The organism is Planotetraspora kaengkrachanensis (genome assembly GCF_016862895.1).
Taxonomy (GTDB): domain Bacteria; phylum Actinomycetota; class Actinomycetes; order Streptosporangiales; family Streptosporangiaceae; genus Planotetraspora; species Planotetraspora kaengkrachanensis.
This window is the reverse complement of the sequence record NZ_BONV01000002.1, coordinates 155,547-175,067: the sequence shown is the minus strand read 5'-3', so window position 1 is coordinate 175,067 and position 19,521 is coordinate 155,547. Positions and strand designations below refer to the sequence as shown.

Annotated in this window: 23 protein-coding genes; 14 read left to right on the top strand and 9 right to left on the bottom strand. The window is 70.1% G+C overall.

All coding sequences use genetic code 11. The features are described from left to right. The first annotated feature begins 1 nt into the window (after position 1). The 6 genes from Pka01_RS41120 to Pka01_RS03590 all read left to right on the top strand — a co-directional run bounded on the left by Pka01_RS41120 (position 2) and on the right by Pka01_RS03590 (position 4,313). Complete coding sequence (locus tag Pka01_RS41120; protein ID WP_275414421.1) at positions 2-136, top strand: hypothetical protein; 135 nt, start codon at positions 2-4, stop codon at positions 134-136. A 94-nt stretch (positions 137-230) separates the two neighbouring features. After that, positions 231-632 (top strand): hypothetical protein, encoded by a 402-nt coding sequence (locus Pka01_RS03610; RefSeq protein ID WP_203881111.1) that lies wholly within the window; start codon positions 231-233, stop codon positions 630-632. Between the two features lie 206 nt (positions 633-838). Then, entirely contained in the window at positions 839-1,162 is a 324-nt protein-coding gene (locus Pka01_RS03605) for a YciI family protein (protein ID WP_203881110.1), read from the top strand. Beyond that, a complete protein-coding gene (locus Pka01_RS03600; protein WP_239114704.1) occupies positions 1,159-2,391 on the top strand; it encodes an RNA polymerase sigma factor in 1,233 nt (410 codons plus the stop codon). Before Pka01_RS03605 ends, Pka01_RS03600 begins: the two co-directional genes overlap by 4 nt. A 219-nt stretch (positions 2,392-2,610) precedes the next feature. Next, positions 2,611-3,594: an ABC transporter ATP-binding protein gene (locus Pka01_RS03595; protein ID WP_203881109.1), complete on the top strand. Its 984-nt coding sequence runs from the start codon at positions 2,611-2,613 to the stop codon at positions 3,592-3,594. Beyond that, positions 3,591-4,313, top strand: coding sequence for an ABC transporter permease (locus Pka01_RS03590; RefSeq protein WP_203881108.1), 723 nt, complete (start codon positions 3,591-3,593; stop codon positions 4,311-4,313). Before Pka01_RS03595 ends, Pka01_RS03590 begins: the two co-directional genes overlap by 4 nt. A gap of 67 nt (positions 4,314-4,380) precedes the next feature. Here the strand turns inward: Pka01_RS03590 and Pka01_RS03585 are convergent, their stop codons facing one another. Beyond that, positions 4,381-4,878 carry a MarR family winged helix-turn-helix transcriptional regulator gene (locus Pka01_RS03585; RefSeq protein WP_203881107.1) on the bottom strand — a complete coding sequence of 166 codons (498 nt, stop codon included), beginning with the start codon at positions 4,876-4,878 and terminating at the stop codon, positions 4,381-4,383. A 97-nt stretch (positions 4,879-4,975) separates the two neighbouring features. On the opposite strand from Pka01_RS03585, the gene Pka01_RS03580 reads away from it, so the two are divergent. Continuing rightward, a complete protein-coding gene (locus Pka01_RS03580; RefSeq protein ID WP_203881106.1) occupies positions 4,976-5,491 on the top strand; it encodes a hemerythrin domain-containing protein in 516 nt (171 codons plus the stop codon). Then, entirely contained in the window at positions 5,484-6,422 is a 939-nt protein-coding gene (locus tag Pka01_RS03575; RefSeq protein WP_203881105.1) for an LLM class flavin-dependent oxidoreductase, read from the top strand. Before Pka01_RS03580 ends, Pka01_RS03575 begins: the two co-directional genes overlap by 8 nt. Here Pka01_RS03575 and Pka01_RS03570 read toward each other — a convergent pair. The 3 genes from Pka01_RS03570 to Pka01_RS03560 form a co-directional block, all read right to left on the bottom strand. After that, the gene (locus Pka01_RS03570; protein ID WP_203881104.1) at positions 6,419-7,555 is read right to left on the bottom strand and encodes a calcium:cation antiporter; all 1,137 of its coding nucleotides are present in this window, start codon (positions 7,553-7,555) and stop codon (positions 6,419-6,421) included. The genes Pka01_RS03575 and Pka01_RS03570 overlap by 4 nt on opposite strands. A gap of 117 nt (positions 7,556-7,672) precedes the next feature. Further along, entirely contained in the window at positions 7,673-7,846 is a 174-nt protein-coding gene (locus tag Pka01_RS03565; protein ID WP_203881103.1) for a hypothetical protein, read from the bottom strand. A 133-nt stretch (positions 7,847-7,979) separates the two neighbouring features. Continuing rightward, entirely contained in the window at positions 7,980-8,672 is a 693-nt protein-coding gene (locus Pka01_RS03560; RefSeq protein WP_203881102.1) for a TetR/AcrR family transcriptional regulator, read from the bottom strand. Between the two features lie 89 nt (positions 8,673-8,761). Here Pka01_RS03560 and Pka01_RS03555 point away from each other — a divergent pair, with 89 nt between their 5' ends. After that, positions 8,762-9,283: an anthrone oxygenase family protein gene (locus tag Pka01_RS03555; RefSeq protein WP_203881101.1), complete on the top strand. Its 522-nt coding sequence runs from the start codon at positions 8,762-8,764 to the stop codon at positions 9,281-9,283. Positions 9,284-9,333: 50 nt separating this feature from the next. Here the strand turns inward: Pka01_RS03555 and Pka01_RS03550 are convergent, their stop codons facing one another. The 5 genes from Pka01_RS03550 to Pka01_RS03530 form a co-directional block, all read right to left on the bottom strand. Continuing rightward, positions 9,334-10,224 carry an alpha/beta hydrolase family protein gene (locus tag Pka01_RS03550; RefSeq protein ID WP_203881100.1) on the bottom strand — a complete coding sequence of 297 codons (891 nt, stop codon included), beginning with the start codon at positions 10,222-10,224 and terminating at the stop codon, positions 9,334-9,336. A 44-nt stretch (positions 10,225-10,268) separates the two neighbouring features. Next, the gene (gene kynU, locus Pka01_RS03545) at positions 10,269-11,456 is read right to left on the bottom strand and encodes a kynureninase (RefSeq protein ID WP_203881099.1); all 1,188 of its coding nucleotides are present in this window, start codon (positions 11,454-11,456) and stop codon (positions 10,269-10,271) included. Positions 11,457-11,469: 13 nt separating this feature from the next. Next, positions 11,470-12,318: a tryptophan 2,3-dioxygenase family protein gene (locus tag Pka01_RS03540; protein WP_203881098.1), complete on the bottom strand. Its 849-nt coding sequence runs from the start codon at positions 12,316-12,318 to the stop codon at positions 11,470-11,472. Positions 12,319-12,483: 165 nt separating this feature from the next. Next, positions 12,484-13,137: a sensor histidine kinase gene (locus Pka01_RS03535; protein ID WP_203881097.1), complete on the bottom strand. Its 654-nt coding sequence runs from the start codon at positions 13,135-13,137 to the stop codon at positions 12,484-12,486. Positions 13,138-13,178: 41 nt separating this feature from the next. Next, a complete protein-coding gene (locus Pka01_RS03530) occupies positions 13,179-14,006 on the bottom strand; it encodes a sensor histidine kinase (protein ID WP_203881096.1) in 828 nt (275 codons plus the stop codon). Between the two features lie 380 nt (positions 14,007-14,386). Here Pka01_RS03530 and Pka01_RS03525 point away from each other — a divergent pair, with 380 nt between their 5' ends. The 5 genes from Pka01_RS03525 to Pka01_RS03505 all read left to right on the top strand — a co-directional run bounded on the left by Pka01_RS03525 (position 14,387) and on the right by Pka01_RS03505 (position 19,519). Further along, positions 14,387-15,607 carry a low temperature requirement protein A gene (locus Pka01_RS03525; protein WP_203881095.1) on the top strand — a complete coding sequence of 407 codons (1,221 nt, stop codon included), beginning with the start codon at positions 14,387-14,389 and terminating at the stop codon, positions 15,605-15,607. Between the two features lie 402 nt (positions 15,608-16,009). Then, positions 16,010-16,765 carry an SDR family oxidoreductase gene (locus Pka01_RS03520; RefSeq protein ID WP_203881094.1) on the top strand — a complete coding sequence of 252 codons (756 nt, stop codon included), beginning with the start codon at positions 16,010-16,012 and terminating at the stop codon, positions 16,763-16,765. A 49-nt stretch (positions 16,766-16,814) separates the two neighbouring features. Further along, on the top strand, positions 16,815-17,252 hold the full coding sequence (locus Pka01_RS03515; RefSeq protein ID WP_203881093.1) for a cupin domain-containing protein: 438 nt from the start codon (positions 16,815-16,817) through the stop codon (positions 17,250-17,252). A 124-nt stretch (positions 17,253-17,376) separates the two neighbouring features. After that, positions 17,377-17,607 (top strand): hypothetical protein, encoded by a 231-nt coding sequence (locus tag Pka01_RS03510; RefSeq protein ID WP_203881092.1) that lies wholly within the window; start codon positions 17,377-17,379, stop codon positions 17,605-17,607. Positions 17,608-17,683: 76 nt separating this feature from the next. Next, on the top strand, positions 17,684-19,519 hold the full coding sequence (locus tag Pka01_RS03505; protein WP_203881091.1) for a ferritin-like domain-containing protein: 1,836 nt from the start codon (positions 17,684-17,686) through the stop codon (positions 19,517-19,519). The last annotated feature ends 2 nt before the right edge of the window (positions 19,520-19,521 follow it).

Sequence of the window (19,521 nt, the reverse complement as noted above, 5' to 3'; positions counted from 1 at the left end):
GGTGGGTTATCACGTCGCGTACTGCCGGACACCCGAGCAGGTTGCGAAGCATGTGCCGCTCGCTGACCCCGTCGAGATCGCCGAGGTCGTCGATATCGCCTCAGGCGTGGGGTCGCGGAAGCTGATGCGGCAGTGAAAACGGCGTGGGGGTGCCGGGGTCATGGACCGATGAGTTTCGGCTCCGGTGTCGGTCGGCAATGGTGGACACTTCTTCCTGAAGGAGACCCGTGATGAGCAACGACCCCGCAATGCAGGCCCTGGCCCGGCTGATCGGCACCTGGACGATCACCGGTGGACACGAGGGCACCGTCACCTACCGCTGGATGAACGACCACTTCATCCAGCAGGACATCCAACTGGGCGACGAGCACGGCATCGAGATCATCGGCCGGGAGCGCAAACTGATGGCCGAACCCAGCGCGGACATCAAGTCCCGCTACTACGGCCAGGACGGCAGCACTCTGGATTACACCTACGAGATCGACGGCGACACCCTCACCATCTGGGCGGGTGATCGCGATTCCCCCGCCTATTACCAGGGCACCTTCAGTCCCGACGACCGCACCCTTAACGGGGCCTGGGTCTACCCGGGCGGAGGCGGCTACGTCTCCAACGCCATGCGCGTCTCCTAAGGCGCGTCTCCCTAAAGGCGTGTCCCCCGTACTTCCAGCGCGTGCTGAACACGATCCGGATTGCACGACGGGGCTTGGGCAAGGCGACCCGCGGAAAGTTCTCGAAGGAAATCCGGGGGCCGGTGTCGGATCAGAGCAGAGGCGTTCGTAGTAGGGGTGAGCGGCCGCCCACGCGGGGTGCCACGAAACACAGGAGATGATCCGAGATGCAGTACATGGTTTCCGTGATCTTTGACGGGCCCGGCTTGGCCACCCCGGAAGAGGACGCTGCGATCGACGTGTTCAACGACCGGCTCGTGGCCGAAGGCCACTGGGTCTTCGCCGGCGGTCTCGGGGCACCCGCCACGGCCACTGTGATCGACAACCGGCGTGGGGAGGCGATGTTCACCGACGGGCCCTTCGTGGAGTCGAAGGAGTTCCTCGCCGGCTTCTGGATCATCGAGGCCGCGGACCTCGACGTGGCGCTCAAGCTGGCCGCCGAGGGGTCGAAGGCCTGCAATCGGAAGGTCGAGGTGCGGCCGTTCCTGTGAACGGGATCGACGTCCGCGAGGCGGTCACCCGTGCCCACCACGAGGAGTGGGCACGGGTGGTCGCTGCCCTGACCAGGCGTTTCGGTGATCTCGACATCGCCGAGGAGGCGGCGGGTGAAGCGTTCGCGATCGCCGTCGAGCGGTGGTCGGCCGAGGGCGTACCGCCCAACCCCGGCGCCTGGCTGACCACCACCGCCAACCGCAGGGCCATCGACCGGATCCGGCGCGAGAACAAGCGCGACGACAAGCACAGGGAGGCTCAGCTGTTGTACGACGACGACCCGCCCGGGCCTGTCGGCGCCATCGACGACGAACGGCTCCGGCTGATCTTCACCTGCTGTCACCCGGCGCTGGCGATGGAGGCCCGCGTGGCGCTGACGCTGCGCATGGTCGCCGGCCTGACCATGCCCGAGATCGCCCGTGCCTTCCTGGTGCAGGAGAGCAGCATGGGGCAGCGGATCACCCGCGCGAAGGCCAAGATCAAAGCGGCGCGCATCCCTTATCGCGTGCCGTCCGGGGAGGATCTCCCGGCGCGTGTCTCCGGCGTGCTCGCCGTCCTCTACCTCGTCTTCAACGAGGGCTACCTGGCCACCGGCCCCGGCACCGATCCGGTGCGCCACGACCTGACCGCCGAGGCGATCCGGCTCACTCGCCTGATCCGTGCCCTCATGCCACAGGACGGTGAGGTGGCCGGGCTGCTGGCGCTGATGCTCATGATCGAGGCCCGCCGCACCGCCCGGGTCTCGGGCAGCGGCGAACTGGTCACCCTCGACGAGCAGGACCGTGGGGCCTGGGACGCGGCGCTGATCGCCGAGGGACACCAACTGGTGCGCGGGCGCCTGGCCTCCGGGGTGGCCCCCGGCCCCTACCAGCTCCTCGCAGCGATCAACGCCGTGCACACCTCGGCCCGCGACGTACGCGACACCGACTGGTCGCAGGTCGTCGCCCTCTACGACCAGCTCGTCCGCCTCGATCCTTCGCCGATCATCGCCCTCAACCGGGCCATCGCGGTCGCCGAGCTCGACGGCCCGGAGGTGGCACTGGCGGCCGTCGACCGTCTTGAGGACAAGCTGGCCGGCTATCACGCCTACCATGCGACCCGCGCCGACCTGCTGCGCCGGCTGGGCCACAGTCAGAAGTCGCGCGCGGCGTACGACAAAGCCATCGAGCTTGCGGGCAACACCGCCGAGACCGCGTACCTGACACGCCGCCGAGACCAGCTGCGGTAATGCCCCGGCCGCCGACCAAAGCCGGGAACCGCCAACGGGGAGTCACCACGGCCGCGACCGGTGATCATGCTGCCCGGCTCCTTGCGGCCGGCTCGTCTTGACCGTCGGTGGATCCGCCCTCGGTGAGCCGGTCGGATGTCTGTTCTCCTGAGGCTCGGTCATCTATCATTCTGATATCACATTTCTAGGTGCTGGGCTGTCGATGGAAGGACGGCGCAGATGGACTATGAGGATCACGGCACGCGTTCCCCGGCGTTGTCGGTCCACGGTCTGAGCAAACGCTTCGGTGACCGTGTCGCGTTCGAAGACATCTCGTTCGAGGTCGGCATCGGCGAGGTCTTCGGTTTCCTCGGGCCCAACGGTGCGGGGAAGACGACGACGGTACGGACTCTCGGCACCCTCATCGCGCCGACGTCGGGGTCGGCGGTCGTCGCCGGTATTCCGCTGACGCCGGAGAACGCGGCGCGGATCCGGCGGCGAATATCGATCATGCCGGAGTCGCCGGGGCTCTACCTTCGCCTGAGCGTGGCGGAAAACCTCGAATGTTTCGCCGACCTGTACCAGGTGTCCAACCCGCGTGAGCGGATGGAGGGCGCGCTGAAGGCCGTGAACCTGGCCGACCGGGCACAGGATGTCTGCGCGTCCCTGTCCAAGGGCATGCGTCAGCGGGTCGCGCTGGCCAGGGCGCTTCTCGGCGACCCGCAGATCCTCTTCCTCGACGAACCGACCGCGGGCCTCGATCCGGTCGCCGCCCGAGACGTCCACGAGTTGATCGACCGGCTCCGCCGGCGAGGCGTGACCGTCTTCCTCACCACGCATCGCCTGGAGGAGGCCGAGCGGCTCTGCGACCACGTCGCAATCTTGAACACCACGCTGCGGACGATCGGCCGACCCGATGAGTTGCGCGATCGGCTGTTCGCCAAGACACTCGCGGTCACCACCCGTGCCCCGCTGCCCGACCCGGGTCGCGTCTTCGCCGGCCTCCCGGCCGTAGAACGCTGGCACCCGGACGGCGGCTGCGCCTACAGGCTGACGGTCACCGACCCGGCGGTCGCCGCGCCCGCCGCCACACGCGCGCTGGTGGCCGCGGGAGCCGACGTGCTGTCGATCAGCCCGTCGAACCACTCACTGGAGGACGTCTACCTCCGACTCGTCGGCGCCGACGCTCCTGCCGGTGCCGGCGAGGAGGCGGGGGAGCGATGAGCGTGAGCATCAGGCGCATCCGGGCCATCGTCCGCAAAGAGCTGCGGGAATACCGCCGGACGCCCTCCATCGTCGTGGCAATGGGGATCATCCCGCTGATCTTCCTCGTGCAGCCGCTCGTCGTGGTCTTCGGGCTGCCCGCCTCCTCCTCGGGCCAACTGGCGCACGCGCACGTCCTGCTGTATCTGCTGGGCATCCCGGCACTCACCCCCGTGCTGATCGCCGCGTACGCGGTGGTGGGGGAGCGCCGGCAGGACACCCTCGAGCCCGTGCTCGCGACGCCGGTCCTCCGCGAAGAGTTCCTGCTGGGCAAGGCGCTGGCCGCGCTTGTCCCGTCGGCGGCGGTGGCGTACACGGTCTATGCGCTCTGCATCGTCTTCGTAGCGCTCTTCGCCGATCCGGCGGTGGCCTCGGCGCTGCTGCGATGGCCGCAGATCCTCGCCCAGGTGCTCTTCACGCCACTGATCGCCGCGTGGTCGATCTGGGTCGGCATGGCCATATCCGCGAAGGCCGGCGACATCAGGGTCGCTCAGCAACTCGGCATGCTCGCGGGCATCCCGATGATCGCGTTGACGTCCCTCACGGCGCTCGACGTGATCCACCCGACGCTCGGACGTGCCCTCGGCCTCGCGGCGGTCCTGCTGCTCCTTGACGCACTCGGCTGGCGGATCGTGTCGGCGGCCTTCGACCGCGAGCGGCTCATCACCGGCACCCGCTGACCCCGCGCCCTCGCCGACATGTCACAGGAACGCGGGCGGCCTTGACCGATCGGCCCCGCCCGCCTGCCTAACCGGCCGCCTGACGGGGCTCAGCGATCTCCGCGATCTCCTTGCCGACCGCGCACGCGTCACTCACGGGGTCGATCGAGTCGGCGCGGTCCGCGACGCGGCCCAGGAGACGGCAGAACACGGCCTGCTCCTCTGCCGTCAGGTCGGAGAGCACATGCCGCTCGACCTCGCGGAGCCGGCTCTGCACGCTCTCCCACAGCTCGCGGCCACGCTCGGTCACGACGATGACGCGGTTGCGGCGGTCGGACGGATCGGCGCGCCGCTCGACCAGGCCCGCCCCCTCGAGGTCGTCGACCAGGTAGGTCATGACGGTCTTGTTCACGCCGTGCCGCTGGGCGAGCTGGATCTGGCTCCCGGCCCGCTCGTGCACGGCGTCGGAGATCACGTGGTAGCCGCGGGTGCCGCCCGGCACGTCCTCGAGCACCGCCGTGGAGGCCTTGGCGTACCAGCGATAGACGAGCCCCAATGTGAGGCCGAGATCGTCTGTTCGGGGCATGCGAACAGTGTACTGCCTGTAGACCATCCAAAATTTGGATGGTCAATTCGACGGATAGTTCATTTTGCGTATTATTGGCGCCGGAGGTGACCAGACGATGACCGATACCGACGAGGTGGCCGGCCGGCTGTTCCTGGAGTTCAAGGCGGTGCACGATCGCATCCGGAGCGACATCGCGCGGTGCCGCCGGCTCGCCGCCGACGCGGCCGCGGGGGCCGATGCTTCCGCTCTGCGCGCGGGAGTGGACCGGCTGCGCAGCAACGGGCTGCTGTTCCAGTTACGAGTGAATTGCCTGCAAGCATGCGGGTTCGTCCACATGCACCACCGTGGTGAGGACGCCATGTTGTTCCCCTCGGTCCGTGCGGCGGCGCCGGAGCTGAGTGCCGTGGTGGACAAGCTGGAGGCCGACCACCGCGTGGTCTCCGACCTGCTCGACGAGGTGGAGGACGCCGCCGGCGCGGCGACCGGCGCGGCGCACGACCACAAGAGCAGAAGGCGTCTTGTCGAGGCGCTCGAATCCCTGAGCCGGCATCTGCTCGACCATCTGTCCTACGAGGAGAAGATGCTGGCGCCGGTGATCAACCGCTGGAAGAGGTGGCCCTTCTATGGCTGACTACGGAGCCCCACTGCGGTTCGGACTGTCCGTGACGCCGGACGCCGGAGATCTGCCCGGCCTCACCGAGCTGACCCACGCCGCGGAGGCCGCCGGACTCGACCTCGTCGCGATCCAGGACCACCCCTACCAGCCCGCCTACTTCGACACCTGGACCCTCATCACCCATCTGGCCGCCCGCACCAGCCGCGTCCGGTTCATCCCGGACGTGCTCAACCTGGCGTTGCGCCCGCCGGCGATGCTCGCCAAGGCGGCCGTCACCCTCGACGTGCTCAGCGGCGGCCGATTCGACCTCGCCGTCGGAGCCGGCGGGTACGCGCCCCAGGTCGAGGCGATGGGGGGAGCCGGCCTCACGGGCGGCGCCCTGGTCGCCGCGGCCGCCGAGTCGGTGCAGATCCTGCGCCACACCGTGGACGCCGCGTTGGAGGGCGTGACCGTTACGTTCTCCGGTGACCATCACCAGGTGCGCGGTTTCCATCCGGGGCCGGCGCCCGCGCACCGCATCCCGGTCTGGGTCGGCGGGCTGCGCCCGAAGATGCTGGCCCTGACCGGCCGCTACGCCGACGGCTGGATCTGCCCGATCAACACGGGCCTGCCGCCTGAGGCGGTGCCCGATGCCCAGCGGATCATCGACGAGGCCGCGGCCGGGGCCGGGCGCAGGCCTGAGGACGTCCGGCGCCTGTACAACATCCTCGGCTCGATCGGGCCCCGCACCGGCGGCCACGGTCTCAACGGCCCGGTCGAGTCGTGGGTGGACACCCTCACCGAGTGGGCCGTCGATCTCGGGTTCGACAGCATGATCTTCTGGCCTGCCTCGCCCTCGATCGATCAGGTCCGCCTGTTCGCCGACGAGGTGGTCCCCCAGGTACGGCGGCGCGTCGCGGAACTCCGCCGCGGCGCACAGGGCGGAGGAGGCGAAAAGATCGTCTAAGGATTCGCGGCGAGGAACAGGTAGCCGGCGCACAGGGCGAGGTGTATCCCCGCCTGGAGCAGGGTGGCACGACCGGGCATGACGGTGAGGGTGCCGACGATCGCGGTGAGGGCCAGCAGCACCATCTGGGTGGGGCCGAGACCGAGCAGCAGCGGGCCCTCGAGCCAGATGGAGGCCACCGCGATGGCGGGGATGGTCAGCCCGATGCTGGCCATGGCCGAGCCGAGGGCGAGGTTGAGGCTGACCTGGGTACGGCCGCGCCGCGCGTTGCGTGCGGCGGCGAGAGCCTCGGGAAGCAGCACCAGCAAGGCGATCACGACGCCGACGACGGACTGCGGAAGCCTTGCCGCGGCGACGGTCTCCTCGATGGTGCCGGACTCCACCTTGGCCAGGCCGACGACGGCGACGAGCGCGGCCGTGAGCAGCGCGAGGCTGACCTGAGCGGCCCGGACGGACGGAATCTCCGCATGTGCGTCGTCGCCGTCGTCCTGGCCGTCGGCCGCATTTCGCCGGGGCGGGGGAGAGGCCAGGAAGGAGTCCCGGTGCCGCACGTTCTGGACGAACACGAACAGCGCGTACAAGATCAGGGAGGCTGCGGCGGCGAAGGCCAGTTGCGGCGTGGAGAAGTTCGGTCCTGGGGCGCTGGTGGTGAAGCTGGGCAGCACCAGGCTCAGTGTCGCCAGAGTGATCACTGTGGCGAGGGCGGCGCCGGTGCCTTCGGGATTGAACTCCGCGACCCGCGTACGGAGGGCGCCGAGCATCAGGGACAGGCCGAGGATGCCGTTACAAGTGATCATCACGGCGGCGAAGACGGTGTCGCGGGCCAGGGAGGAGGTCGAGCCGCCACCGGAGATCATCAAGGTGATGATGAGACCCACCTCGATGACGGTGACGGCCACGGCCAGGATCAGTGCGCCGAACAGGTCGCCCACGCGCCGGGCGACCACGTCGGCATGGTGCACCGCGGCCAGCACCGAGGCGGCCAGCAGCACCACGACCACGAGTTCCACGATGATCGGCAATGTGCGGTTCCACACGCCGACCAAGGTGAGGACCGCGACCACGGGAACGACCCTGGCGGCCAGGACCGATGGCGAGCCGATGGCGGCCGCGGCAGCCGACGTGATCTTCAAACGGCCTCCACTGCCCCGGCCCTCACCCACGCGGTGTCCGGGGCGGATCCGCAGGCCGGTCGCTCGCGTGGGCGACCGAACCCCATGCCGAGCTTGCTTGGTGGCGCAATACCCTCATTATCCCGTCTTGCCCGGTCGCGAGGGCCGGTGACCGCCGCCGCCGGCCTCGTCATCGCACCACCACGGCTCGGGAACGGTCGTCAGCCCGCGGGACAGCCAGGCGATCTCCTCGGTCAGCCCGGTGAGCTCGGCTCGGCGGCGGGCGAGCGCCGTCCGGTAGAGCGTGAGCATCGAGCCGGGGTCGCCGTCCTGGGCTTCGACCGTCGAGGCGCCCCAGTCCGGGGGCTGGGGCGGCCACGGCCGTGCCCGAGCCGGGCAGCGCCAGCGTGAGGAGGGCGGCCGCGCGGGCCCTGCGGCGGCCGAGCTACGTGACGGACTGCGACGACCCTGACGTGCGGCGTGCGTGGTCGGCCGGTTCGAGCAGGGTCTCGCTCAGGATCCGCGCCAGCCAGTCCCGGCAGTCGCGCATGGTCCAGCCGCAGACATCGGTCAGCCGCTCGAACAACTCGATCGAGGTCAGGGCGTAGATCTGATCGGCGGCCCGCTCGACGCCCAGGCCTGTGCGCAGTGCACCCACGGCCGCCAGGTGTTCAGCAGGTCCCCGGCTGCCTGCCAATCGCTGGCGTTCCGTGTCGGCCAGCAGTTCGGCCAGGCCGGCATCGGTCGCCGCGGCGGCGCGGAGCACGCGATGCACCGGACCGACACGTTCGTATATCGCCAGTGCCATCTCCGCGAAGGCGACCAGCTTACGCGCGGGGTCGGGCTCGAGGATGATCGCCTGTACCTGCGGCCGGGCGCTCTGCGGGACGGCTTGCGCGTCGCCGGCCAAGGTCACGTCCCAGACGAGCTTCGCCAAGCCCGGCTTGCCGCCGGGGCAGGACGTGTACAGGGTCTGCACGACGACACCTGCGGCCCGCGCGACGCCGGCCATCGTCGTGGAGGCGTAGCCGTGCTCCAGCATGAGTGCCCGTGCGGCCTCGGCGATTCGCAGCCGGGTCGCCTCCGCGTTCTCGCGCCGCACCTCACTGACGTACCGGCGCTTGGGCTTCCGCTCCATGAGCGATCACCATGCCAGACATATTGACTTTAATCGATTCAAATGAAATTTTGTGCATCCAGTCAATCTTGACGCACCGGAGGTGCGGCATGTCCCCCGTGCTGTTGGTGATCGCTCGGACGGGCGCGGTATCGCTGCTCGGCCTCTTCGCCGGAGGCCTCGTCTTCACCGTGCTGGCTCCGTCGCTGCGGGCGTTGCCCGCGCCCGCCTACGTGCGGTACTGGCAGGCGCTCAACGTGGATTACGGCCGTGCCATGCCGGTGTTGCTGCTCACCTGCCTCGCCCTGCTCCTTGCGACATGTGCGATGTCCTTCCCGCGTGGCCGGCTCGTCTTCTGGCTCACCATCGTCGCCCTGCTGCTGTTGGTGGCCACGATCGTGCTCACCTTGACCAGATTGGATCCGCTCAATCAGCTCGCGAACTCCTGGGACGCCGATCAGCCGCCGACCGACTGGGCGGACGTCCGCCTGCGCTGGTGGGCGCTGCACGGGGTTCGGACCGCGATGGCGACGCTGGCCTTCTTCGCTCTTCTGATCGCTCAGGCGGCCGATGGGGAAGGGGGGACCGTCAGCGCGCACGCGGCGGCACGGCATGGCCAGATCTCCGCTTGAGACAGCCCTGGAGACCGTCGTGAAACCGGCAAGGTTATGCGCCGGACAGGTCAGCGGGCGGCCGTCACCAGGCGCCTGATCTCCTCAGCGACCAGGGCGCAGGCGTCCGCCGCCGGATCGATCAACGGGAAGTGCCCGGCCCCGGCCACCTCGATCAGGCGAACCGTCTCGCCGGCCTCGGCTGCCGCGCGTACGAAGGATGCGGCGACGTCGGCCGGGACGACGATGTCGGTGTCGCCCTGGACGACGGTGGTGGGGACGCCGGTGGGAAGCAGCGCCGCGGGGTCCGCGGACGGGCGCCGTTCCTCGAAGCGCCCGGGCCCGCCGAGGAACTGGAGCGTGGCGCCGGAGCACACGGACAGTTCGCCGGCCTTGACGAAGTCGGCGATCGGCGCGAGCGCGACGACCCCGCCGGCGGACGGTTCCGGCAGCCGCCAGGGCGAGCCCTCCGGCAGCCTGTGGCGGGCCGCCGCCCACAGTGCGAGGTGCCCGCCGGCCGAATGGCCGACCAGGATCGGACGGCGGGGGTCCGCCTGGGGGAGCGCGTCCGCCACGAGGCCGGGCAGCGCGTCCACGGCGGCGGCCACGTCGTCGAGGGTCTGCGGCCAGCGGCCCGCCGCGCCCGGCTCGTCGCCACCCCGCCGGTACTCGACGGAGGCGACCGCGAAGGCACGACCCGCGAGGTAGGCCGCGAAGGGCGCGACGTGCCGCCGGTCGTAGGCGGCACGCCACGCGCCTCCGTGGAGGACGACGACGAGGGGCGCCTTCACCTCGCCGAGATCCTCGCGGGGCGCGTAGAAGTCGACGACCTGATCGGCGTGGCCGCCGTAGGAGGCGGTGGCGTCCGGTTCCACGAAGGGATGGGAGAAGGCCGACTCCTGCTCGACGGCGTCTCGCGCCGCGGCGTCCGGGGACACCGCTCGCGTTCCCGCTATGGCCATGTGCGAGATTCCTCCTTCGCCCGGGGGTGCGAACCACACGCCGGTCAACGGGTTGAGATCACCTCTGCCAGCACCCGCGCCGCCCGCTCCGCGTCCGCGAACGACACGTACAGAGGCGTGAAGCCGAAGCGCAGCACGTCGGGACGCCGGTAGTCGCCGACGACCCCACGCGCGATCAGCGCGTCCATCACCTCGCCCGCGTCGGCGCAGCGCAGCGCGACCTGGCTGCCCCGCTCCGCGTGCGGGACGGGCGTGATCGACTCGACTCGTCCCGCGGGCAGGTACGCCGTGACGCACTCCAGGAAGAAGTCGGTCAGGGCGAGGCTCTTGTCACGTACGGCCTCGATCGGCACCTCGTCCCACACCTCGAGCGCCGCCTCCAGGGCGAGCATCGAGAGGATGTCGGGGGTGCCCACCCGGCCGCGCGGCGCGCCGTCCGCCGCCTCGTACCGGGGAGACATGCCGAAGGGATCCCGATGCGAGTTCCAGCCGGGAAGCGGCGAGTCGAAGCGGGGCTGCAGGTCCTCGCGCACGTACAGGAAGGCCGGCGAGCCGGGGCCCCCGTTGAGGTACTTGTAGGTGCAGCCGACCGCGAGGTCGACGCCGTGCGCGTCGAGCCCCACCGGCAGCGCGCCCGCGCTGTGGCACAGGTCCCACACCACCAGGGCGCCGGCGGCATGCGCGGCGGCCGTCAGACCGGGCAGGTCGTGCAGCCGTCCGCTGCGGTAGTCGACGTGGTTGACGAGGGCGGCGGCGGTGCGGGGGCCGAAGGCCGTCCGGAGTTCGCTCGGGTCGACGGCGACCACGCGGCGGCCGGTCATCCGCGCGGCGGACTCCGCGATGTAGCCGTCGGTGGGGAACGTGGTCGCGTCGACGACGATCTCGTCGCGTTCCGCGTGCGCCATCCGAGCCGCGCCCACCAGGGCCTTGAAGACGTTCACGCTGGTGGAGTCGCCGACCACGATCTGGCCGGGGGCCGCGCCCACCAGCGGGGCGATGCGGTCGCCGATGCGTTCGGGCGACGTCCACCATCCGGACTCCGTCCAGGACCTGATGCGCAGGCGTCCCCACTCCCTGGCCACCACGTCGGCCATCCGGCCGGGCACGGCGGCGGGCAGCGCGCCCAGCGAGTTGCCGTCCAGGTAGACGGTGTCGTCGAGGACGAAGTCTGCGCGCTTGGCACGCAGCACGTCCGCTTCGTCGAGTTTGCGGGCCTTCTCCGGGAGGTTCATGAGATGTACGTGATCAGACATGGCTGCGCGCCGTCCACAACTCGGGGAACACGTTCTTCGCGGCCCGTTTCTCGAGCCAGGCCACGCCCGCGGAGCCGCCGGTCCCGGTCTTGGCGCCCATCGCGCGCCGGGTCGCCACGAGATGGTCGTTGCGCCAGCGCCACACCAGTTCGCCGACGTCCGTCAACGCCTCGCCGAGCCGTGCCAGGTCGGCGAGCCGGTCACCGGAGTAGATCTCCGTCCATGCCGCCTCGACCTCGGCCGAGGGCTCGTACCGCTGCGACAGATCCCTGTCCAGCACGGCCCGCGGTATGGCGTGACCACGCCGCGCCAGCAGATGCAGCACCTCGTCGTACAGGCTCGGCTGGAGCAGCGCCTTCTCCAGTTCCGCGTGGACGCGCGGCGTGCCTCGGTGCGGCACCAGCATGGACGGCGACTTCTCGCCGAGCAGGAACTCCAGCCGCCGGTACATCGCGGACTGGAAGCCGGAGCCCTCGCCGAGCGCGCTCCGGTACGCGTTGAACTCGGCGGGAGTGAGCTGTGACAGCGGCCGCCAGGAGGCGTTCAGCGCCTCCAACTCGCGCACGCTGCGCCTGAGCGCGTCCATCGCGACGGGCAGCCGGTCCTCGCGCAGCGCGCGGCAGGCGGTCTCCCACTCGTGCACGATCACGGTGAACCACAACTCCATGACCTGGGTGGTGACCAGGAAGACCATCTCGCCGGGGTCGTCGGAGAGGGGGTGTTGCAGGTGGGTGAGGACGTCGGCCTGGACGTAGGCCTCGTACGGCGTCGTGCCCGTGAAGTCGAGGTTCGGGGACTCCGAACCGATGCCGGCTTCTCGGGACGGGGGGCGATGCGACATCGCGGTCTCCTCGAGACGTGCTACCGGGTAGCGGTCCGCTCCCTTCCTCTCGGCACTGGAGCCCCGGTCCCCTCGGGCCCGGCCATCTCGGACAGCCGGGAACCCACCAGGAATGATGCGGGATTTTGTCCCGATATAGCAAGGCAGCTCCCTGGATGAGGTGGATCAAGAGACGAGCGGTAGGCGCAACACGAACCGCGCGCCACCGTCGGCGGAGTCCTCGACGTGCAGGGTGCCGCGGTGGGCCGAGGCGATGTCCCGGGCGACGGCCAGGCCCAGGCCGGCGTCTCCGCGGTCGCGGCCGCGGGCGGCGTCCACGCGTGCGAACGGCTGGAAGACGCGGTCGCGGTCGGCCTGGCGGACACCCTGCCCGTCGTCGGCCACGGCCAGCTCGGCGTGATCGCCGTCGCGGCGCAGGTTCACTCCTAGCCTGCGCTGGGCGTGACGCCGGGCGTTGTCGAGCAGATTGACGAGCAGCCGGGTGATCTGCCAGGGGGCGCCCGCCACCGTCACCGCGGGCTCGAGGTCGAGACGCACGTCACAGCTCTCGGCGCACCGGGCGGCCACCGTCTCGACCAGGCTCGTGACGTTCACCTCCTCCGACCTTCCTTCGAGGTCGACCTCGAGCGCGGCCAGCACGAGCAGGTCGTCGACGATGTTCTCCAGCCGGCGGAGGCCGTCGGTCAGGCGGCCGAGCAGATCCGGCAGATCGACGTCGTCCGGGTGCAGTCGCGCCTCCTCCACGCACAACCGCAGCGCCGCCAGCGGCGTGCGCAACTCGTGCGAGGCGTCCGCGGCGAACTGGCGCTGCCGGTCCATGTCCGGTCTCCTCGGCTTGTCTTCCCGGTCCTCGGCGGAGCTCAAGAATCCGTCGCTCCGCGCCGGTGCCGGTCCGTACGTCGAACGGCAGGGGCGGCCGCGCCCGAGAGAGGAAGCCGCAGGACGAAGCGTGCGCCGCCTGTTTCCGACTCTTCGGCGTGCAGGCTGCCGATGTGAGCGTGGGCGATGTCGCGGGCGATCGCCAGGCCCAGGCCGGTGCCGGTGTGGTCGAGGCGGCGCGCTGCCGTCAGCCGGGTGAAGCGCTGGAAGATCCGTTCCCGCTCGCCCTCCGCGACACCGTCTCCGTCGTCGGTGACGGTCAGGACCGCGTGGTCGCCGTCGGTGCCCACCCGGACCTCGACCAGCTGCCGGGCGTGCCGTTGGGCGTTGTCCAGCAGGTTGGTGAGCAGCCGGCCGATCCGGATCGGCACGGCCTGGACGGTCACGCCCGTCTCCAGCCGGAGCCGTACGTCGAAGCGGTCGGTCCTTCTGGCGACCTCGTCCCGGACCATCTCCGCGAGGTCGACGCACCGGGGCTTCAGCGGCGGGCCGGCGTCCATCCCGGCGAGGACGCGCAGGTCGGTGATGATCGCGTCCAACCGGGCGACGTCGCCGAGCGCCCGGGCGAGCAGATCGCCGAGATCGGTCTCATCCGGATGCAGGCGGGCCTCCTCCAGCTCCGTGCGCAGACCCGCGACCGCCGTGCGCAGCTCATGTGAGGCGTCGGAGGCGAATCGTCGTTTGTTCTCCAGCTCGCGGGTCAACTCGCACGTCCGGTCGCCGGGCTTTTGGATCACCGGCGCGGACCGGCCGTGGGGGGACGGCTGGGAGGCCTCGAAGTCGTAGGGGGGCGTCGGGAATGCCGTCACAGCACATGCTCCTTCCGTTGCATGCGTTCATGGGAGATGTCGCCTGACGGACCGCGTGGGCGGATGCCGCGCGGCTGACGTCGGTCTTCGTGCGCCCTCGCCGGGGGCCGGGCGTCCCCGGCTCCTCGACCGTTTCGACCCGATCAGGCCGGTCCGCCGGTCAACACGATCTGCGTGCTCGTCGGGGGACGTTCCGCTGTCATGCGGTCACCACCTACGACAAGCCGGCCTCGCGGCCTGTGACAGCCCGGCGGAGAAGTTTCCTGTGCGCGTTGTCACAGATCGGCGGGCTGCCCTGTCTTAGACGGGACGCACTCGTGAGAGACGACGGGAGACCCACCTTGTCGCCAGCAACCCCCACGCGCCGGATCCGGGTCCGGATGCGCGCTCGCCCCATCGACGAGCCGCACCGCGTATCGAGTCAGCTGGAGCTTCTGTTCGACCTCACCTTCGTGGTGGCGGTCGCCGCCGTCACCGCCGAACTCGCGCACGACATCGCCGACGGTCACGGCCTCGCCGGGCTGATCCCGTTCCTCCAGGTGTTCTTCGCGATCTGGTGGGCGTGGATGAACTTCACCTGGTTCGCCTCGTCCTACGACACCGACGACGTCGCGTACCGGCTGCTGACCATGGTGCAGATGGCCGGCGTCCTGGTGCTCGCGGCAGGCGTGCCGCTCGCCGCGAGCACGGGCGACTTCAAGATCGTCACGTTGGGCTACTTCGTCATGAGGGTGGCGCTCGTCGCCCAATGGGTGCGGGCGGGTCTCGAAGATCCGGAGCGGCGCCGCACCGCGCTGCGCTACGCCGTCGGCATCGGCCTCCTGCAGTTCTGGTGGATCCTCCGCTTCCTCGTCACGGACATGGGGATCCTGCCCCCGTCGTTGGAACTGCTGTTCTTCATCGTTCTGGCCGCCGCTGAGCTCGCGGTGCCCTGGTGGGCCGAGAAGGCCGTGGCCACCAACTGGCACCCGCACCACATCGCCGAGCGCTACGGCCTGTTCACGATCATCCTGCTCGGTGAGAGCGTCCTGGCCGCGAGCAGAGGAGTCGGCAGGGCGCTCGAGGCGGGCGACATCAGCAGCCCCTTCATCGTCGTCGCCGTCTCCGGCCTCGTCCTGTTGTTCGCTCTTTGGTGGCTGTACTTCCTCGTGGAGGCCGGAGAGGGCCTCAGCGACCGCCGTGATCGGTCCTACCTGTGGGGATACGGCCACTACGGCATCTTCGCGGCCCTGGCGGCCCTCGGCGCGGGGCTCGAGGTGGCGGTGGAGCAGAGCGGGCACCACGTGGGGGTGTCGCCCACGGCGTCCGGCTACGCCGTCGCCATCCCCGTCGGCGTGTGCCTCGTTCTGGTGTGGGCGGTCCACGCGTACGTCGCCGCGGAACCCGCCATGCGGCCCGGGGCGGTTCTGGGCGGCGCCACCCTCGTTCTGCTGCTGCCACTCGCGACGCACCAGGTCGGCGTGGCCGCCGTGGTGGCGGGGATCGCGGCCATCTGCGTCCTCCTGGTCGCCGTCACGATCGCGGCCGGGGCGGATCGGAGCCGGCGCCGGAACGCGTCGACGTGGCGCGCGATCTCCGAGCTCCGGAGCGGCGTCGAGTAGCCGGGCCGAAGCCGAACGGCTGCCCCGTCGAGGAATCGGAGATCACTCCTGCGCTGGCATCGCTCCTTCGGGCGAGCTCATGGTGTCCCCTCTTGGTCGCATGGCGAGGAGTGATTTCGGGAAAGACGCTTAATAGCGGCATGATTTATGACATTTCTCTCTCAGGTGTACGGCCGCTCTCGCAGAGGCGGCTCCCCACCGGCGAGGCCTGCCGTGGATCGCGTCGCTGCGGGGACGTCGCTCCGGCGGCGGGAGGATCCGCTCCGGCTCGGCCCGCGGGGTGTCGGTGAAGTCGGGAATCTACTGAAAAGTTCAACGAAAACTGTCACAGGCCCGGAGGCTGTCCTGTCTTAGCTGGCGACCGGTTGGCAACAGGGCGCGCCGGCGACAGGAAGGCTTGTCATGAAGATCGTGGTAGTCGGCGGCACCGGCCTGATCGGGTCGAAGCTGGTGGCCAAGCTGGGAGAACATGGTCACGAGGTGCTGGCGGCGGCGCCGAGCACCGGTGTGAACACTCTCACGGGGGAGGGGCTGGCGGAGGCCCTGGCGGGCGCCCAGGTGGTGATCGACGTGTCGAACTCCCCGATCTTCGTGGGCCCCGAGGTGCAGGAGTTCTTCGAGACCGCGACGGGCAACCTGCTCGCCGCCGAGGCGGCGGCCGGCGTCGGTCACCATGTCGCGCTGTCGGTGGTGGGAACGGAGCGGCTGCCCGGGAGCGACTACTTCCGGGCGAAGGTCGCCCAGGAGAAGCTGATCGAGGGCTCGTCGATTCCGTTCTCGCTCGTGCACGCCACTCAGTTCTTCGAGTTCGTCCGGGGGATCGCCGACTCGGCCACGGAAGGAAACGAGGTGCGGATCGCACCCGTGCGGTTCCAGCCCATGGCGGGCGAGGAGGTCGCGCAGGCGGTCGGCAGGGTCTCCGTCGGGCGGCCGTTGAACGGCCGCGTCGAGATCGCCGGACCCGAGCAGGTCCGCATGGACGAGTTCTTCCGCGACGCTCTGGCCGCCTGGGGCGACCCGCGTGTGGTGGTCACCGACCCGCACGCGCGGTACTTCGGAGCCGAGCTTGAGGACCGGTCGCTGGTCCCCGGGGACGACGCGACCCTCGGCCGGATCCGGTACCGCGACTGGCCCGGCCTGACCGCTGCCGGCAAGTAGCGCGCCGCACCCGGACGTCATCGCCCTCAGTCCACGAAAGGCGGATGCCATGCCCGACATCGACCCCGCCACCGACGGGCCCACGCCGAGATCGGTCGCGTGGCAGACCGCGGTCACCGTGCTGCAGGAGGCCGCGCCTCCGTTCATCCCGGCGGGTGCGCACGTCATGACCCTGGTCGTCGAGTATCCGCCCGGCGACCCCGGCACCCCGCCGCATCGGCACTCGGGACCGGCGTTCGGCTTCGTGGTGGAGGGCGAGATGCTGCTCGAGGTGGAGGGCGATCCGGAACGGGTCGTGCGCGCCGGTGAGGCGTTCTGGGAGCCGGGCGGCGACGTCATCCACTACCAGGACGGCAACAACCGCGACGACGTCCCGCTCCGGTTCACCGTCACGATGTTGTGCGAACCGGGCCAGCCGATGCTCACCCTGGTGGACGAACAGGAGCTCGCGCAGCGCACGGACCGCCGCGCCCCTCGGCCGTCCTGAGCGCGGACGGGCTCGCCGCGGTGCCCCCACGGCATCGGGTCTGAGCCCGCGAAGAGATCGACCAGGTGATTCACGCGGGCCGGCCCCCGGCCCGCCGTCCAGCCACGCCATGCATGGAGGAGCGATGAACGCCGCGAACGGCGAAAACGGATTTCTGTACGAGCTCGAGATCGAGGTCGAGGAGGAAGTGATCTTGGCCGAGTCGAGCCGTCCGGAGGAGGCGGCCGAGCTGCCGGTCTCCGAATGGCGGTTCGATCCTGCGGACGCCGAGCGTGAGGAGATCGGTTTGCGTGGTCTGCTCGGCGCGGTCGAGGCGCTGGAAGAGGGCCATCGGCCGGACGATCGGCGCGCGTGACGACCGCCGCCCCCGGCCGGCACCGACCCGGTGCCGGTGAAATCCGCCCCATCAGACAGTCAGAGGCACGACATCAATGAAACAAACTGAGTCGCGGGAGCCGGCCGCCGCCCACTCCGCGGCGCGGATCGACACGATCGACGGCCTTCGTGAACATCTGCAGTGGGCGATCGAGTTGGAGCATGCGACTCTGCCGCCCTATCTGTGCGCGTTGTACTCGCTCGATCCGGAGCGCAATCCCGAGGCCGTCGAGGTGGTGAGCAGTGTCTTCTCCGAGGAGATGCTGCATCTGGCGTTGGCGGCGAACCTGCTGAACGCGGTCGGCGGCGGCCCGCGGCTGGACCCGGCGCGGATGTTGCCGCCGCATCCGCGGCCCCTGCCGCACGGCGACCGGTCGTTGGAGTTGTCGCTGCTCCCGTTCGGCGTCGAAGCGCTCGAGATGTTCCTGCGGATCGAGCGTCCGGCTCCGCCCGGTGCCGCGGCGGAGGGCGATCAGTACGAGACGATCGGGCAGTTCTACGCCGCCGTCGAACAGGGGCTGCGTCATCTGTGTGACCGGCTCGGAGAGCAGGCGGTCTTCAGCGGTGATCCGGCTCGTCAGCTGGGTGCGGGTCATTTCCGGCACACTGCGGGGAAGCTGGTCGTGGTGAGGGATCTGGCGTCGGCGCTCGCGGCGTTGGAGGAGATCGTCGAGCAGGGTGAGGGCACGTCGCGGGGTGAGGTCTGGGACGGGGATCAGGATGTGTTCCATCCGGATCGGGATGAGGTGGGGCATTACTACCGGTTCCAGGAGCTGAGGATCGGGCGGCGGTATCGGCGGGGTGATACTCCGCAGTCGGGTCCCACGGGTGAGGCCGTCGCGGTGGACTGGGCCGGTGTCCGTCCGATGCGGCGCAATCCACGGCTGGCCGACCATGCTCCGGGCAGTGCGATCCGCACGGCTCAGGAGGAGTTCAACCAGACCTACGGCGACATCCTGCACCTGCTCGAGCAGGCCTTCAACGGCAATCCCAGGCTGCTGCGCGTCGCCGTCGCCACCATGTACCAGCTCAAGGCGCAGGCCCAGGCACTGATGCGGCTGCCCGACGATGACGGCACCACGGCCGGGCCCACCTTCGAGTACGTCGAATCCGATCCGCGGAGGTGGGACGCCGGCGACGAGCAGAGGATCGTCGTGCTCAGCAACGGCCCCTACATCGTGTTCGGCGGTGTCCCGCTCCGCCGCAAAACCAAGATCGTCTCCGCGGAGAACAACGCGCTCACGTGGAAGACCGGTGAAGCCCTGGAGACCGAGCAGACGTACGCGCTGTGCCGCTGCGGCCACTCGGGCACCAAGCCGTTCTGCGACGGGACCCACGCGGCGATCGGGTTCGACGGCACGGAGACGGCGGGCGAGCGGCCGTACAGGGAACTGCAGCACGTCCACGACGGGGTGGGGATCTCGGCCCAGCGGGTGGGAGAGCTGTGCGTCCACGCCGCCTTCTGCATCGGACGCACCAGGCCGATCGCCGAGATGCTCGCCGACACCGACGACAGCGACGTGCGCTCCGACATCATGGGCCGCATCGATCACTGCCCCTCGGGGTCGTACAGCTACGCCCTCCAACGTGGGGGCGACACGATCGAGGCCGACCTGCCCCGGGCCGTTTCCGTCCTGGAGGAGGAGGACGGGCTGGCCGGTGCGCTGTGGGTCACCGGGGGAGTGCCGGTCCTGCGGGCGGACGGCAGGCCGCTGGAGGCCCGCAACAGGATGACCCTGTGCCGCTGCGGCCATTCCGCGAACAAGCCGCTGTGCGACGGAACCCACAGAAAGATCGGCTTCCGCGAGGAGCCCCCCGCAGGCGACCATCGGCAGGGCACCGCGCCCGCCGCCGCCCGCGAGACACGCGACGAGACGACCTCCGCAACCTGATG

Bases quoted from the DNA above. Each gene is read 5' to 3' on its own strand.
- Pka01_RS03580 (WP_203881106.1), top strand. From the start codon at position 4,976: ATGACCGATACCGACGAGGTGGCCGGCCGGCTGTTCCTGGAGTTCAAG.
- Pka01_RS03550 (WP_203881100.1), bottom strand. From the start codon at position 10,224: ATGGCCATAGCGGGAACGCGAGCGGTGTCCCCGGACGCCGCGGCGCGA.
- Pka01_RS03595 (WP_203881109.1), top strand. From the start codon at position 2,611: ATGGACTATGAGGATCACGGCACGCGTTCCCCGGCGTTGTCGGTCCAC.
- Pka01_RS03510 (WP_203881092.1), top strand. From the start codon at position 17,377: ATGAACGCCGCGAACGGCGAAAACGGATTTCTGTACGAGCTCGAGATC.
- Pka01_RS03605 (WP_203881110.1), top strand. From the start codon at position 839: ATGCAGTACATGGTTTCCGTGATCTTTGACGGGCCCGGCTTGGCCACC.
- Pka01_RS03525 (WP_203881095.1), top strand. From the start codon at position 14,387: ATGCGCGCTCGCCCCATCGACGAGCCGCACCGCGTATCGAGTCAGCTG.
- Pka01_RS03515 (WP_203881093.1), top strand. From the start codon at position 16,815: ATGCCCGACATCGACCCCGCCACCGACGGGCCCACGCCGAGATCGGTC.
- kynU (WP_203881099.1), bottom strand. From the start codon at position 11,456: ATGAACCTCCCGGAGAAGGCCCGCAAACTCGACGAAGCGGACGTGCTG.
- Pka01_RS03610 (WP_203881111.1), top strand. From the start codon at position 231: ATGAGCAACGACCCCGCAATGCAGGCCCTGGCCCGGCTGATCGGCACC.
- Pka01_RS03585 (WP_203881107.1), bottom strand. From the start codon at position 4,878: ATGCCCCGAACAGACGATCTCGGCCTCACATTGGGGCTCGTCTATCGC.
- Pka01_RS03540 (WP_203881098.1), bottom strand. From the start codon at position 12,318: ATGTCGCATCGCCCCCCGTCCCGAGAAGCCGGCATCGGTTCGGAGTCC.
- Pka01_RS03590 (WP_203881108.1), top strand. From the start codon at position 3,591: ATGAGCGTGAGCATCAGGCGCATCCGGGCCATCGTCCGCAAAGAGCTG.
- Pka01_RS03535 (WP_203881097.1), bottom strand. From the start codon at position 13,137: ATGGACCGGCAGCGCCAGTTCGCCGCGGACGCCTCGCACGAGTTGCGC.
- Pka01_RS03575 (WP_203881105.1), top strand. From the start codon at position 5,484: ATGGCTGACTACGGAGCCCCACTGCGGTTCGGACTGTCCGTGACGCCG.
- Pka01_RS03565 (WP_203881103.1), bottom strand. From the start codon at position 7,846: ATGCTCACGCTCTACCGGACGGCGCTCGCCCGCCGCCGAGCCGAGCTC.
- Pka01_RS03555 (WP_203881101.1), top strand. From the start codon at position 8,762: ATGTCCCCCGTGCTGTTGGTGATCGCTCGGACGGGCGCGGTATCGCTG.
- Pka01_RS03560 (WP_203881102.1), bottom strand. From the start codon at position 8,672: ATGGAGCGGAAGCCCAAGCGCCGGTACGTCAGTGAGGTGCGGCGCGAG.
- Pka01_RS03505 (WP_203881091.1), top strand. From the start codon at position 17,684: ATGAAACAAACTGAGTCGCGGGAGCCGGCCGCCGCCCACTCCGCGGCG.
- Pka01_RS03520 (WP_203881094.1), top strand. From the start codon at position 16,010: ATGAAGATCGTGGTAGTCGGCGGCACCGGCCTGATCGGGTCGAAGCTG.